Annotated in this window: 15 protein-coding genes; 7 read left to right on the top strand and 8 right to left on the bottom strand. The window is 66.1% G+C overall.

Going from position 1 to position 14,724, the window contains the following annotated elements:
* Positions 1-150: 150 nt before the first annotated feature.
* The 7 genes from ABGB19_RS18220 to ABGB19_RS18190 all read right to left on the bottom strand — a co-directional run bounded on the left by ABGB19_RS18220 (position 151) and on the right by ABGB19_RS18190 (position 7,859).
* Entirely contained in the window at positions 151-1,299 is a 1,149-nt protein-coding gene (locus ABGB19_RS18220; RefSeq protein WP_347687377.1) for an acyl-CoA dehydrogenase family protein, read from the bottom strand.
* A 15-nt stretch (positions 1,300-1,314) separates the two neighbouring features.
* Complete coding sequence (locus tag ABGB19_RS18215; protein WP_347687376.1) at positions 1,315-2,460, bottom strand: thiolase family protein; 1,146 nt, start codon at positions 2,458-2,460, stop codon at positions 1,315-1,317.
* A complete protein-coding gene (locus tag ABGB19_RS18210; RefSeq protein WP_347687537.1) occupies positions 2,453-3,244 on the bottom strand; it encodes an enoyl-CoA hydratase-related protein in 792 nt (263 codons plus the stop codon). The genes ABGB19_RS18215 and ABGB19_RS18210 overlap by 8 nt, the downstream gene beginning before the upstream one ends.
* Before the next feature lie 8 nt (positions 3,245-3,252).
* Complete coding sequence (locus tag ABGB19_RS18205; RefSeq protein ID WP_347687375.1) at positions 3,253-4,470, bottom strand: CaiB/BaiF CoA-transferase family protein; 1,218 nt, start codon at positions 4,468-4,470, stop codon at positions 3,253-3,255.
* Entirely contained in the window at positions 4,467-5,225 is a 759-nt protein-coding gene (locus ABGB19_RS18200; protein ID WP_347687374.1) for an SDR family NAD(P)-dependent oxidoreductase, read from the bottom strand. The genes ABGB19_RS18205 and ABGB19_RS18200 overlap by 4 nt, the downstream gene beginning before the upstream one ends.
* A gap of 32 nt (positions 5,226-5,257) precedes the next feature.
* Positions 5,258-6,436 (bottom strand): acyl-CoA dehydrogenase family protein, encoded by a 1,179-nt coding sequence (locus ABGB19_RS18195; RefSeq protein ID WP_347687536.1) that lies wholly within the window; start codon positions 6,434-6,436, stop codon positions 5,258-5,260.
* 127 nt (positions 6,437-6,563) lie between these two features.
* Positions 6,564-7,859: an amidohydrolase family protein gene (locus ABGB19_RS18190; protein WP_347687373.1), complete on the bottom strand. Its 1,296-nt coding sequence runs from the start codon at positions 7,857-7,859 to the stop codon at positions 6,564-6,566.
* A gap of 262 nt (positions 7,860-8,121) precedes the next feature.
* Between ABGB19_RS18190 and ABGB19_RS18185 the strand changes: the two genes are divergently transcribed.
* The 7 genes from ABGB19_RS18185 to ABGB19_RS18155 all read left to right on the top strand — a co-directional run bounded on the left by ABGB19_RS18185 (position 8,122) and on the right by ABGB19_RS18155 (position 13,901).
* Positions 8,122-8,664 (top strand): carboxymuconolactone decarboxylase family protein, encoded by a 543-nt coding sequence (locus ABGB19_RS18185; RefSeq protein WP_347687372.1) that lies wholly within the window; start codon positions 8,122-8,124, stop codon positions 8,662-8,664.
* Between the two features lie 5 nt (positions 8,665-8,669).
* Positions 8,670-10,001, top strand: a complete 1,332-nt coding sequence (locus ABGB19_RS18180; protein ID WP_347687371.1) for an aromatic ring-hydroxylating dioxygenase subunit alpha — start codon at positions 8,670-8,672, stop codon at positions 9,999-10,001.
* Complete coding sequence (locus ABGB19_RS18175; protein ID WP_347687370.1) at positions 9,994-10,323, top strand: hypothetical protein; 330 nt, start codon at positions 9,994-9,996, stop codon at positions 10,321-10,323. Before ABGB19_RS18180 ends, ABGB19_RS18175 begins: the two co-directional genes overlap by 8 nt.
* Before the next feature lie 2 nt (positions 10,324-10,325).
* A complete protein-coding gene (locus ABGB19_RS18170) occupies positions 10,326-11,546 on the top strand; it encodes an amidohydrolase family protein (protein WP_347687369.1) in 1,221 nt (406 codons plus the stop codon).
* Positions 11,530-11,961, top strand: coding sequence for a nuclear transport factor 2 family protein (locus ABGB19_RS18165; RefSeq protein ID WP_347687368.1), 432 nt, complete (start codon positions 11,530-11,532; stop codon positions 11,959-11,961). The genes ABGB19_RS18170 and ABGB19_RS18165 overlap by 17 nt, the downstream gene beginning before the upstream one ends.
* Entirely contained in the window at positions 11,958-13,097 is a 1,140-nt protein-coding gene (locus tag ABGB19_RS18160) for an acyl-CoA dehydrogenase family protein (protein ID WP_347687367.1), read from the top strand. The genes ABGB19_RS18165 and ABGB19_RS18160 overlap by 4 nt, the downstream gene beginning before the upstream one ends.
* Before the next feature lie 63 nt (positions 13,098-13,160).
* Entirely contained in the window at positions 13,161-13,901 is a 741-nt protein-coding gene (locus ABGB19_RS18155; protein WP_347687535.1) for an acyl-CoA dehydrogenase family protein, read from the top strand.
* A 28-nt stretch (positions 13,902-13,929) separates the two neighbouring features.
* Here the strand turns inward: ABGB19_RS18155 and ABGB19_RS18150 are convergent, their stop codons facing one another.
* Complete coding sequence (locus ABGB19_RS18150; RefSeq protein WP_347687366.1) at positions 13,930-14,712, bottom strand: enoyl-CoA hydratase; 783 nt, start codon at positions 14,710-14,712, stop codon at positions 13,930-13,932.
* Positions 14,713-14,724: the final 12 nt, after the last annotated feature.

Below are 14,724 nucleotides of genomic sequence, written 5' to 3'. Positions count from 1 at the left end.
CAACCTAGTGAACACACAGTAGGTAGGTTTGGCGCCTGTGACAAGCGTCTCAGCCAAATAGGGTTAAGCCCGCCGTCACACCGCAGGTCAGGGGCTTGCCACATGACATGTCAGCCTCATCTGTAACACAGAGGAGGAGTGTCGGAAGGGCTACAGACCGAGCGACTTGGCGATGATCACCTTCATCACCTCACTGGTTCCCGCATAGATGCGGGCCACCCGCGCGTCCGTGTACAGCCGGGCGATGGGGTACTCCATCATGTAGCCGTAGCCGCCGAACAACTGCAGGCAGCGGTCGACGACCCGCTGCTGCATCTCGGTGCAGAACAGCTTCACGCGCGCGGCGTCGGCGGCCGACAACTCACCCTCGACGTGCAGGGCCACCGCGCGGTCGACCATCGCCTGCGCCGCCTCGACCTCCGTCGAGCAGGCCGCCAACTCGAATTTCGTGTTCTGAAACGACGCGACCGGCGTGCCGAACGCCTTGCGGTTCTTCGTGTAGTCGATGGCCGCGGCAATCGCCGACCGCGCCTGGGCCACCGACCCGACCGCGACGGTCAGCCGCTCCTGCGGCAGGTTGTGGCCGAGGTAGCCGAACGCCTCGTCCTCATCGCCCAACACGTTGCGGGCCGGCACCCGGACGTCGACGAACGATAGCTCTGCGGTGTCCTGGACCTTGCAGCCCATCTTCTCGAGCTCGCGCCCCCTGGTGAACCCCGGCATGCCGTCCTCGACGACGAACAGCGTCAGCCCCTTACGCCGGTTGTCGGGGTCGGTCGATGTGCGCGCGACGACGATCACCAGGTCGGCCTGCATACCGCCGGTGATGAACGTCTTGGCGCCGTTGAGGATCCAGTCGTCACCGTCACGCACGGCCGTCGTCCGCATACCGGCCAGATCGGACCCGGTACCGGGCTCGGTCATCGCGACCGCGGTCAGCAGCTCGCCCGACGCCAGCCCGGGAAACCACCGCTTGCGCTGCTCCTCGTTGGCGTAGTGCAGGAAGTACGGCAGGATCACCTCGAGCTGGGTGCGCACCGTCGACAGCGTGACCAGCGCCCGGGCGGCCTCCTCCTGAAGCACCACGTTGTAGCGGTAGTCGCCGGTGCCCGCGCCGCCGTACTCCTCGGGGATAGCCATCCCCAGCATGCCCAGGGCGCCCATCTGCTTGAACACCTCACGGGGCATGCGTCCGCCCCTCTCCCACTCGGGATAGTGCGGAACCACCTCCTTTTCGACGAAGTCGCGAGCGAGCTCGCGGAACGCCTCGTGGTCCTCGGTGAACAGGTCCCTACGCATGACGCGGCCTCCCTCTCAGGCGATGAGCTCGACCACGGTGGCGTTGGCGGTGCCCCCGCCCTCGCACATGGTCTGCAGGCCGAATCGAATTCCGTTGTCGCGCATGTGGTTGAGCATGCGGGTCATCAACACCGCGCCCGATGCACCCAACGGGTGGCCTAGCGCGATCGCTCCACCCAGCGGATTCAGCTTGCTCTCGTCGGCACCGGTCTCGGCGAGCCAGGCCAGCGGCACCGGCGCGAACGCCTCGTTCACCTCGAACACCCCGACCTCGTCGAGCGTCACACCGGCTTTGTGCAGCACCTTCTCCGTCGCCGGGATAGGCCCGGTCAGCATCAGGATGGGATCGGCGCCGGTGACCGCACCTGCGCGGTAACGCGCGATCGGCTGCAGCCCCATCGTGGCGGCGGCCTCGGCGGTCATGACGAGAAGCGCTGCGGCGCCGTCGGATATCTGCGACGAGTTGCCGGCGTGGATGACGCCGTCGTCCTTGAACGCGGGCTTGAGTCCCGCGAGCTTCTCGACGGTGCTCCCCCGCCGCACGCCTTCGTCGGCGACGACGGGCTCGCCGTCGGTGAACACCGGCATGATCTGCGTCTCGAACGCGCCACTGTCCTGCGCGGCGGCGGCAAGTTCGTGTGAGCGCACGGAGTACTCGTCGAGCCGGGTCCGCGAGAAGCCCCACTTCTCGGCGATCAGCTCGGCCGAGATGCCCTGGTTGAACGCGAAACCCTTATACCGGTCAAGTACTTTCGGTCCGTACGGCACGCCGGTCGCCCTTGCCGAGCCGAGCGGTACGCGGCTCATCACCTCGACACCGCCCGCGACGACGACGTCCTGCTGCCCCGACATCACCCCCTGCACGGCGAAGTCGAGCGCCTGCTGGCTCGATCCGCACGCCCGGTTGACGGTCGTGCCGGGGATCGTCTCGGGCCAGCCCGCCGCGAGCACCGAGTATCGGCCGATGTTGCTCGACTGATCGCCGACCTGTGACACGCAGCCCCAGACTACGTCGTCGACGATCTCGGGATCGATGCCTGCGCGCTCGACGAGCGCGTCGAGCACGATCGCGGACAGGTCCGCGGCGTGCATGTCCGACAGTCCGCCGTTGCGCTTGCCGACGGCGGTGCGCACCGCCTCGACGATCACCGTTTCACGCATTGTCTTTCTCCGTTCTGGACAGGGTCCATCGACCCGTGAACGCGGCTTCACGCTTCTCCGCGAACGCCGCGTACGCCTCCGTTGAGTCTGCTGTGGCGAAGTTTCCCGGTTGCGCGCGGGCCTCGTTGGCCAGGGCCTCGCGCAGAGTCGCGTTGGCGCCGTCGTTGAGCAGGGCCTTGCTCTGCGCGAGCGCGACAGGCGGACCCGCAGCCAGCCGGGCCGACAGTTCCGCGACGAACGCGTCGATCTCGTCGGCGGCCCTCACCCAGGTGACCAGGCCGAGTTGGTGCGCCTCTTCGGCGTCGATCATTTCGGCCAGCAGCACCAGCCGCTTGGCCTGCTGCAGGCCGATCAGCTTGGGCAGCAACCAGGAGCCGCCGAGGTCGACCGACAGGCCACGTTTGGAGAAGATTTGACAGAACCGCGATTCCGGTGTCGCCACCACGAAGTCACAGCCCAGCGCGAGGTTCCAGCCGGCGCCGACCGCGACCCCGGTGACCTTGGCGATGGTGGGCACGGACAACTCGTGCAACGCCAGCGCGACGTCGGTGAGCCTGCGCAGTTTGTGTCGCGGGTGGATGTCCTCGCCGGTGCCGATGTCGGCGCCCGAGCAGAACGCACCGCCCGCGCCGGTGATCACCAGCGCCCGCAGGTCGGTGTCGCGGGCGACGCGGCGCAGGGCGTCGGCCAGTTCCTCCCACAACTGCGCGTTGATCGCATTCTTGCGGTCCGGGCGGTTCAGCGTGAGCGTCCGGACCCCGTCGTCGTCGGACGTCAGGAGCACGTGCTCGCTCACGAGTACTCCGGCCCGATCACACCTTCGGCCCGCAACGTCGCGAGTTCCTCGTCGGTGAGGCCCAGTTCGCGCAGCACGGTGTCGGTGTGCTCGCCAAGGCCGGGGACGGCGCCCATCGGCTGGTCGAAGCCGCTGATCACCGGCGGCGGCCGCAGCGCGCGAATCTCCCCCCTGGGGGTGTCGACGGTGCGCCACCGGTCTCGCGCGGTCAGTTGCGGATGCGCGATGACCTCGCTGGGCACGTTGTAGCGGGAGTTGCCGATCCCGGCGTCGTCGGCGATCTTCTGGATCTCGGCGAGTTCATGCTGCGCGCACCAGCTTCCGATGGCCTCATCGAGAATCTCCCGATGCGCGCAGCGACCGGGGTTGGTGGCAAAGCGCGGATCGTCGGCGAGGTCGGGGCGGTCGATGATCTCCCGGGCGACCCGCTGCCACTCCCTGTCGTTGGTGGTCCCGAGCACGACGGTCTGGCCGTCGCGGGTGGGGAACGCACCGTACGGCGCGACTGCGGGTGAGCCGACGCCGAGCGGCTGCTGATCGATTCCCGAATGCTGGGTGTAGATCAGCTGATACCCCATCACGTCGGTCATCACGTCGAACAGGCTGAGCGCCACCGCCGGGGCCGTCTCGGTGGTGCGGTTGGCGCGGCCGACCAGCAGCGCCAGTATTGAGATCGCCGCGTACAGGCCGGTGGTGAAGTCGGCCATCGCGGGCCCCGGCTTGGCGGGCATCCCCGGGTATCCGGTGACGGCACACGAACCCGATTCCGCCTGCACGAGAAGGTCGTACGCGCGCTTGTGGGAGATCGGCCCGCCCGGACCGTAGCCGTCGATCTCGACGGGGATCACATTGGGGTGCCGAACCGCCAAGTCTTCTTGCGCAAGACCCATGCGGGCCGTCGCGCCGGGCGCCAGGTTGGACACGAACGCGTCGGCCTTGTCGAGCAGGCGGTGCAACAGCACCATGCCCTCGGGCGCCTTGGTGTTCAGCGTCACCGATTCCTTGCCGCGGTTGCACCAGACGAAGTGCGCGGCCAGCCCGCCGGGCCCGTTCACCACGTCGTCGTAGTCGCGGGCGAAGTCGCCGCCGTTGGGGTTTTCGATCTTGATGACGCGGGCGCCGAAATCGGCGAGCACGCGGGTGCACATCGGCGCGGCGACGGCCTGTTCCATCGCCACGACCGTGACACCGGCCAGCGGTGCTTGATCCGTCACATCACCATGCCGCCGTCGACCGGCAGCACCTGACCCGTGACGTAGGACGCGGCATCCGACGCCATGAACACGAACGCGCCCGCGATCTCCGACGGTTCGGCCCACCGCTTCATCGGGATGCGGTTCATCATGTTGGCCGCGAACTTCTCGTTCGTGCGGATGGTCTCGGTCATCGGCGTGGCCGCCAGCGGAGCCAGCGCGTTGACCGTGATGCTCTTCGTGGCGAGTTCGCGCGCAAGGGATTTGGTGAACCCGATGATGCCGGCCTTGGCGGCCGAGTAGTTGATCTGTCCGAGCGTGCCGGTCAGGCCCGCGGCCGAGGTGACGTTGACGACCCGCCCGGTCCCGTCGGTCGGGATGTACGGCAGCGCCGCCTGGGTGACGTTGAACGCACCCATCACGTGGATGTCGAAGAGCAGCCGGAACGACTCCTGGGTCGTCTTCTCGAACATCGCCGGCTTGGTGACGCCCGCGTTGTTGATGACGATGTGCAGCTTGCCGTCGGTCAGGGCCGCCGCCTGGGCCGCAGCGGCATCGGCGGAGCCACGGTCCGACACGTCCAGTGCGGCGGATTCCGCGCGCTTACCGTCGGCCGTAATGCGTTCGGCGACAGCGGCGGCCGCGTCCTTGTCGAGGTCGGTGACGAGCACAGCGGCGCCCGCGTCGGCCAGCGCCTGCGCGACGGCGGAACCGATACCGCCGGCGGCACCGGTCACCAGCGCCGACCGGCCGGTCAGGTCGAAATAGTTGGTCATCAATAGCGCTCCGTCGTCATTGGCTGGTCTTGTCAATAACTCCGCGGAAGGCCGAGTACGTGCTCGCCGAGGAAGTTCAGGATCATCTCCTGGCTCACCGGCGCGATCTTCATCAGCCGCGACTCGCGGAAGTATCGCGACACGTGGTACTCCTCGGAGTAGCCCATGCCGCCGTGCAGCTGCAGGGCCCGGTCGGCGGCGCCGAAACCGGCGTCGGCGCACAGGTACTTCGCGGTGTTCGCTTCGCGCCCACAGGGTTTGCCGTTGTCGTAGAGCCAGGTGGCCTTGCGCAGCACCAACTCAGCGGCGTCCAGTCGGGCCAGCGAGTCGGCGAGCGGGAACTGCAGGCCCTGGTTCATGCCGATCGGCCGGTTGAACACGACTCGCTCGTTGCCGTACTTGACGGCCTTCTCCAGCGCCACCCGCCCGATGCCCAGCGCCTCGGCGGCGATCAGCATGCGCTCGGGATTGAGGCCGTCGAGGATGTACTTGAAGCCCTTGCCCTCTTCGCCGACGCGATCGCCAACGGGCACCATCAGGTCGTCGATGAAGACTTCGTTGGAGCTGACGGCGTTGCGGCCCATCTTCTTGATCGGCCGGATGTCGACGTGATCGCGGTCGAGGTCGGTGAGGAACAGCGTCATGCCGTCGGTCTTCTTGGTGCCTCTGCTTTCTATGTCGTCGAGCGACTCAGTCCGCGTCAGCAGCAGGATCTTCTCCGACTCCAGCGCTTTGGAGATCCACACCTTGCGGCCGTTGACGCGGTAGTGGTCACCTTCGCGCTTGGCGAACGTCGTGATGCGCGAGGTGTCAAGCCCCGCACCGGGTTCGGTGACGCCAAAGCAGACGTGCAGATCGCCGTTGACGATGCGCGGCAGTGTCGCAGCCTTGAGCTCGTCGGAACCGTGCTTGACGACGGGCTGCATCCCGAAGATCGTCAGGTGGATGGCGCTGGCGCCGTTCATCGCCGCGCCGGATCGGGCGACCTCCTCGAGCAGCAGCGTCGCCTCGGTGATGCCCAGCCCGTGTCCGCCGTACTCCTCCGGGATGGTCATGCCCAGCCACCCGCCGGAGGCGATCGCGTCGTAGAACTCCTGCGGGAACTCGTGCCCCAGGTCCTTCTTCATCCAGTACTCGTCGTCGAACCTGCTGCACAGCTCCGCGACGGACTTGCGGATGATCTGCTGATCCTCGCTCAGCTCGAATGTCATACCCGCGGACACGTCTGCTCTCCTCTGGTCTATACCGCACACGCCAGTGCGCCGATGCGACAACGGTTCGCCCGCACCGACGCACTTGCCGACGTCCTCCCGACCGAGTGACCGGGAGTCCGCCCCCTCAGTCCTTGTTGCCTGTCAACTCCTTGGCGCGCGCCGCGAAGTCCGCGAAGTTGGCGCCGGTCTTCTCCTTCTTCGACAGCGCCTGGATGCTGACATCATGACCCTCAGCGGCTTTGCGCAGGGCGCCGACGGTGGCCTGTTCCTTGCTGATGTGGGTGAACGGGTCCCAGTGGTACCAGCGCATGGCGTTCTCGAACGTCATCTTGTTGATCTCGTCATCGGGCACGTTGTTGGCCTTGAGGACCTCGTCGAGTTGTTCGGGGGCCCCGGGCCACATCGAATCCGAATGCGGGTAGTCGGCTTCCCAGCAGATGTTGTCCACACCGATCTCGTTGCGCAACGCCACCCCGACCGGATCGGCGATGAAACAGGTCAAGAAGTGCTCACGGAACACCTCGGAGGGCAGCTTGTCGCCGAAGTCCTGACCGGTCCACGTCGAATGCATCTCATAGGTGCGATCGGCGCGCTCCAGGAAATACGGAATCCACCCCGTACCGCCCTCACTCAACGCGATCTTCAGATCCGGGTAGGCCTTGATCGGACGCGACCACAACAGATCGGCCGCCGCTTGGACGATGTTCATCGGCTGCAACGTGATCATCACATCCATCGGCGCGTCCGGCGCGGTGATCGCCAAGCGCCCCGAGGAGCCGATGTGCACATTGAGCACGGTGTCGGTGTCGACCAGCGCATCCCACATCGGCTTCCAATAGTCGAAATCATGGAAACTCGGATACCCCATCGCCGCCGGGTTCTCGGTGAACGTCAACGAATGCACCCCACGGGCGGCGTTGCGCCGGATCTCGGCGGCGCACGCCTCGGCGTCCCAGATCACCGGCAACGTCATCGGGATGAACCGCGCCGGATAGGCCCCACACCACTCCTCGACATGCCAGTCGTTGTAGGCCTGCACCAACGCCAACGAAAACTCCGGATCCTCGGTGGCGAACAACCGGCCCGCGAACCCCGGAAACGACGGAAAGCACATCGACCCCAGAATGCCGCCGGCGTTCATGTCCTTGACCCGCTCGTCGACCTGCCAACACCCCGGCCGGATCTCATCAAGACCCTGCGGCTCCAGCCCGTACTCCTCCTTGGGCCGGCCCGCCACCGCGTTGAGCGCCACATTCGGGATCACCGTGTCACGGAACTGCCAGGTATCAGACCCATCAGGGTTGTGCACCAACCGCGGCGCCTCATCGATGTACTTGCGGGCCAAATGATTCTTGAACATGTCCGGCGGCTCGACAATGTGATCATCCACGCTGACCAGGATCATGTCGTCCTTGTTCATGCCTGTTCCTTCCGTCGCATCCCCCGAGGCTATCCACGACTGTTGTTATCGATGTGAGGAAACTATCTTCTCACTGTACGAGAATCAATGTCCGAAGGCCACCCTAGGCCTGTCTGTCAGCGCGATTGCACCCGCTCGGGCAGCGCCGTGACCATGAGTTCCGGCCTCGGACGTTGACCATTCAGGCCAAAGGTGGAAATCTATTGGCGAAATATGAGAACCTGATTCTCGTCAGGGAGAGCCGATGGAGAGGAGGGTGGTCGTGAGGTTGCCGCCACTGCCCGAAGACCAGTGGGACGATGCCGTCGACCACGCGCTCTCCGGCATGCTGCCCGTCGAGCGCCGCAACCCCGAGAAGGCGGGCAACCTGCTCGCGACACTCGTCCGTCACCCCAAGCTCACCCGTGCCTTTCTGCGTTTCAACAACCATCTGCTGTTCTCGTCGACCCTGTCACCGCGGCTGCGCGAGCTGGCGGTGCTGAGAGTCGCCCACTTGACCGGGTGCGAGTACGAATGGGCGCATCACGTCAACATGGGCCGCGACGCCGGGCTGACCGATGCCGACATCGACGGCATCCAGCGCGGCGAGGCGTCCGCCGCGCTCGATCGCGCAGTACTGTCCGCGGTCGACGAGCTGCAGGACAAGGCGACGGTCTCCGATGCGACGTGGGCCGCACTGTCCGAGCACCTCGACGAGCGTCAGCTCATGGACCTCGTCTTCACAATCGGCTGCTATGGCGCACTCGCCATGGCCGTCAACACGTTCGGCGTAGAACCCGACTCCGAAACGCACGCAGAAAGGTAAGAACCGTGGCATTTTTCCCGAAACCGGACGCCGGCAGCTGGACAGAGAACTGGCCCGAGCTGGGCACGGCGCCCGTCGATTACACCGACTCGATCGACCCCGAGCAGTGGAAGCTCGAGCAGCAGGCCATCTTCCGGAAGTGCTGGCTGAACGTCGGCCGGGTGGAGCGCCTCCCGAAGAAGGGCAGCTACTTCACCCGCGAAATGCCGTCCGCGGGCGCCGGTACGTCGGTGATCATCGTCAAGGACACCGACGGTGCCGGTCAGCCTGAGGTGCGCGCGTTTTACAACATCTGCCGCCACCGCGGAAACAAGCTGGTGTGGAACGACTATCCCGGCGAGGAGGTCTCCGGCACCTGCCGCCAGTTCACCTGCAAGTACCACGCCTGGCGTTACAGCCTCAAGGGAGATCTGACCTTCATCCAACAGGAAGGTGAGTTCTTCGACGTCGACAAGAAGGACTATGGCCTGGTGCCGGTGCGCTGCGAGGTCTGGGAAGGGTTCATCTTCATCAACTTCGACAACGACGCCGAACCCCTGGTCGACTATCTGGGTGACTTCGCGAAGGGCCTGGAGGGCTATCCGTTCCACGAGATGACGGAGACGTATTCCTATCGGGCGGAGGTCAACTCGAACTGGAAACTGTTCATCGACGCGTTCGTCGAGTTCTACCACGCACCGGTCCTGCACATGAAGCAGGCCGTCAAGGAGGAAGCCGAGAAACTGGCCGGCTTCGGCTTCGAGGCGCTGCACTACGACATCAAGGGCCAGCACTCGATGATCTCGTCGTGGGGCGGCATGAGCCCGCCCAAGGACCTGAACATGGTCAAGCCGATCGAACGCGTGCTGCACAGCGGGCTGTTCGGTCCCTGGGACCGGCCGAAGATCAAGGGCATCCTGCCCGACGAGCTTCCGCCGGCGGTGAACCCTGCGCGCCACGCCTCGTGGGGTCAGGACTCGTTCGAGTTCTTCCCGAACTTCACGCTGCTGCTCTGGGCGCCGGGCTGGTACCTCACCTACCACTACTGGCCCACCGATGTGGACAAGCACATCTTCGAATGCACCCTGTATTTCGTGCCGGCCACCAACACCCGCGAACGGCTGGCGCATGAACTCGCCGCGGTGACGTTCAAGGAATACGCCTTCCAGGACGCCAACACCCTGGAGGCCACCCAGACGCAGATCGGCACCCGGGTCGTCACCGACTTCCCGTTGTGCGACCAGGAGATCCTGCTCCGCCATCTGCACAAGACGGCGTGGGACTACGTGAACGCGTACAAGGAGAAGGGCCTGACCAACGGTCACGCCAACAGCCAGAAGGATGCCATCAATGTCTAAGTTGCCGGAGGAGTTCGCCGACCTCGAGCGGTTCACCGACTGGTGCCTGCCCACAGAGGAGGAGCGCTACCAGAAGCGGCTGTCGTCCACCATGGCCGAGATGCAGGAGTTCTACGACGCCGCGTTCCCCCGCTTGGAGGCCGTCATGGAATACTGCGACGCCAGGTTCCCCCTGGACGGAATGCCCGACGATGCAAAGGCACTCATTCACATGATGCAGTCGCTGGTCAATGTCTCGTTCCCGGTCGAGGTGTGGAAGCAGCCCCGCGTGCTCGACAGTGGCGCCGCCTACATCGAATGCATCAAGGAGCCGGTGGTCTGAGCGTGCTCACCCTCAAGGCGGCGGGCCTGCTCGACGTCGACGCCGGGGAGATCATCCGGCCGGGCATCGTTCGGGTCGAGGACGACCGGATCGTCGGCCTCGGCGGCGAACCCGAGGGAGACGTCATCGATCTGGGCGACGCCATCCTGCTGCCCGGTCTGATGGACATGGAGGTCAACCTGCTGATGGGCGGGCGGGGTGAAAATCCCGGGCTGTCCCAGGTTCAGGATGATCCCGCGACGCGGGTGTTGCGCGCCGTGGGCAATGCCCGCCGCACGTTGCGGGCGGGCTTCACGACGGTGCGCAACCTCGGGTTGTTCGTCAAGACCGGCGGTTATCTGCTCGACGTCGCGCTGGGCAAGGCGATCGACGCGGGGTGGATCGACGGTCCGCGCGTCATCCCGGCGGGCCATGCGATCACTCCGACGGGCGGTCATCTCGACCCGACCATGTTCGCCGCGTTCATGCCCGGTGCGCTGGAGCTGACGGTCGAGGAGGGCATCGCCAACGGGGTCGACGAGGTCCGCAAGGCGGTGCGCTACCAGATCAAGCACGGCGCGCAACTGATCAAGGTGTGCGTGTCCGGGGGCGTGATGTCGCTGACCGGAGAAGCGGGCGCACAACACTATTCCGACGAGGAACTGCGGGCCATCGTCGACGAGGCACATCGGCGTGGTCTGCGGGTCGCCGCGCACACGCACGGTGCCGAGGCGGTCAAGCACGCCGTCGCGTGCGGCATCGACTGCATCGAGCATGGGTTCCTGATGGACGACGAGGCCATTCAGATGCTGGTCGACAACGACCGGTGGCTGGTGACGACGCGCAGGCTGGCCGAGGCGATGGACGTGTCGCGGGCGCCGAAGGAGTTGCAGGACAAGGCAGCCGAGATGTTCCCGAAGGCGCGCACGTCGATCAAGGCCGCCTACGAGGCAGGCGTGAAGATCGCCGTCGGCACCGACGCGCCGGCCATTCCGCACGGCAAGAACGCCGACGAACTCGTCACGCTGGTGGACTGGGGCATGCCGCCGGCCGCCGTGCTGCGCGCGGCGACGGTGGTCGGTGCGGACCTGATCGGCCGATCCGACCTCGGCCGCATTGCCGAGGGCTACCTGGCCGACATCATCGCGGTGCCCGGCGACCCGCTGATGGATATCAGCGTTACACGGGATGTCAGTTTTGTAATGAAGGACGGTAAGGTCTTCCGACATGAGCAATCGAATTGAGGATCTCGTCGAGATCCAGCAGACGCTCGCCAAGTACGCCGTCACGATCACCCAGGGCGATATCGACGGGCTGATCTCGGTGTTCACTCCGGACGGCACGTACAGCGCCTTCGGCTCCACCTACACGCTGGCCCGATTCCCCGAACTGGTCGACGCGGCGCCCAAGGGTTTGTTCATGACGGGCACCGCGCTGGTGCATCTCGACGCGAACGACCCCGACAAGGCGACCGGAACGCAACCGCTGTGCTTCATCGAGCACTCCAAGCACGACATGCGCATCGGCTACTACAACGACACCTACGTCCGCACCGAGGACGGGTGGCGGCTGAAAACCCGTGCGATGACGTTCATTCGGCGCAGCGGCGAGCACGACTCCGGCCGTCCGCACGCGATCGGGAGGCCCGAGGCGGGATGACAACCGACCTCTTCGAGCCCGCCGCGTTCCGCACCGCACTGCGGGAATGGCTCGACGACAAGCTCGATTCCGGCGAACTGACCCCGGCCACCGACGACCATTCGCTCGACGCGCACCAAGCCCAGCATCTCCGCGTCCTCAAGGCGCTCTACGACGCGGGCTGGATGCGGTACGGATGGCCGGAGTCTGCGGGCGGTCTGGGCGGTCGGGACATCCTGCGCGCGATCGTCGGCGAGGAGATCGTCGGCCGCGGACTGGACCACCCCGGTCCGTATTCCATGCTCGACGTGCTGACCCCGACCATGATCGACTACGCGCGGCCGGAACTGGCCGCCGAGATGGTGCCGAGGCTGCTCTCGGGCCAGGAGTCGTGGTGCCAGGGATTCTCCGAGCCCGGCTCGGGCAGTGACCTGGCCTCGCTGACCACTCGCGCTGTGCAACAGGGCGATACCTGGGTGGTCAACGGCCAGAAGGTGTGGACCAGCTTCGCGCAGTACGCGACCCGGTGCATCCTGCTCACCCGCACCGGCGACGCCGACACCCCGAATCACGAGGCCATCACGGCGTTCTTCGTCGACCTTGACTCGCCGGGCGTATCGGTGCGGCCGCTGCGCACCATGCACGACGTCGACGAGTTCTGCGAGGTGTACTTCGACGACGTCGTCGTGCCCGCGGACCGGATGCTCGGCAAGCCCGGTGACGGCTGGAAGCTGGCGATGGATCTGCTGCCCTACGAGCGCTCGACCTGCTTCTGGCAGCGGATCGCCTATCTCTACTCGAGGTTCGATGCGCTCGTCGACGAGGTGAAAAGGCAAGGGCAGTCAGTGGATTCGGATCTGGGCGAGGTGTACCTGGCCCTGCACACGCTGCGGTGCCGGTCGAGGGCCACCCAGCACCGGCTCGGCGAGGGACAGAGGCTCGGTCCGGACACCTCGATCGACAAGGTGCTGCTGGCCGGCGCCGAACAACGGCTGTTCGACACCGCACGCGATCTGCTTCCGAGCGTCATCGAGCTCGACGACAGCCCGTGGCGCACCGAGTTCCTGTACTCGCGCGCGGCCACCATCTACGGCGGCACGGCTGAGGTGCAGCGCAACATCATCGCCCGCCGCCTGCTGGACCTCGGGAAGGAGTGAGCAGTGGATACTGGCTCCGACGCTGCGTCACTCGGCTTACTCGAGGACGGATTGCGCAAGACCATGCTGTCGACCTCCGGCGCCGACCTGGACGCGGCACTGACCGATCTCGGCTGGGCCGACATGCTGTCCGACATGCCGGATCAAGCGATACCGCTGGTGTTCCGGCTTCTCGGCGAAACAGGTTCGCACGCCTCGATTCTCAACGATGTGCTGTTGGAGATCATCGGTGCCGACCCCGGCGGAACCCCGCCAATGCCGTACGCCGGCGGCGGCTGGGTGGTGTGGAGTCGCACGAGCGTCACCGACCCCACGCTGGGCGGGCTGCCGCTGCACCGCGTGCCCGACGGCGAGCTGATGCGAATGGGTGAGGCCCGTCGCGCGGTGGGCTGGTGGCTGGTCGGTTCGGCCAGGGCGATGCTCGCCTTGGCGCGCCAACATGCCCTGGACCGGGTGCAGTTCGGCAAGCCGATCGCGAGCTTCCAGGCGGTCCGGCACCGGCTGGCCGAGACGCTGGTGGCCATCGAGGGCGCCGAGGCGACGCTCGGCCTGCCGGGCGACGAGAGCCCCGACCTGACCGCGATGCTCGCCAAGGCCGCCGCGGGCAAGGCTGCGCTGACCGCGGCCAAGCACTGTCAGCAGGTGCTGGGCGGCATCGGCTTCACCGAAGAACACGACTTGCACATCCACGTGAAGCGTGCGCTGGTGCTCGACGGGTTGCTCAGCAGCTCAAGGGAACTCACGCGCAGGGCCGGAGCGGGCCTGCGCGCCCGAGGCTCCGCCCCCCGCCTCGCGTACTTGTAGGCTCGAGCAGACGCATTAGAGCCGCGGCCTACTGGATGTTGGCCTTCATTTCGTCGAGGTTCACCAGCACCGGCCATCCGCTCACGCTCAGCGCGTTGCCGTGGCCCGTCTGATGGATGTCGAACACCGACTGGATCGCCGCGTAGAAGCCCTGGATGTCGAGGGTCTGGTTCACGGCACGCTTCGCCTGCCGCAATGCGAAGGGCGACATCTTGGCGATCTGCTCGGCCAGCGCCCTCGTCTCGGAGTCCAGTTGATCGCGGGGCACGACACGGTTCACCATGCCGGTGGCGGCGACCTCCTCGGCCGTCATGGCGCGACCGGTGAACAGGATCTCCTTGGCCTTACGCGGGCCGAGTTCCCAGGTGTGGCCGTGGTATTCGACACCGCCGATCCCCATCAGCACCACCGGGTCGGAGAACTGCGCATCGTCGGCGGCGATGATGAGGTCGCACGGCCAGCACAACAGCAGGCCGCCGGAGATGCATCGGCCCTGCACGGCCGCGATCGACGGCTTGGGCACGTTGCGCCAGCGCAGCGTGTACTCCAGATAGCGCTTGGCCTCGTGCTGGATAATGAACTCGAGAGTGATCTTGTCCGGTACCGGGCCGCCGCCACGCATGTCGTGGCCCGCTGAGAAGTGTTTCCCGTTGGCGCGCAACACGATCACCGAGACCTCGTTGTCCTCGGCGGCGCGCGTCCACGCGGCGTCGAGCTCGTCGAGCAGTTCGGGGTTCTGGGCGTTGGCGGCCTCCGGCCGATTCAGGGTGATGGTCGCGATGCGGTCGGCCACCTCGTATTCGATGTACATGACCCAGTCCTT

The sequence above is a fragment of the Mycobacterium sp. B14F4 genome (assembly GCF_039871645.1).
In the GTDB taxonomy this organism is placed as follows: Bacteria; Actinomycetota; Actinomycetes; order Mycobacteriales; family Mycobacteriaceae; genus Mycobacterium.
This window is presented reverse-complemented; position numbering and strand designations above follow the sequence as displayed.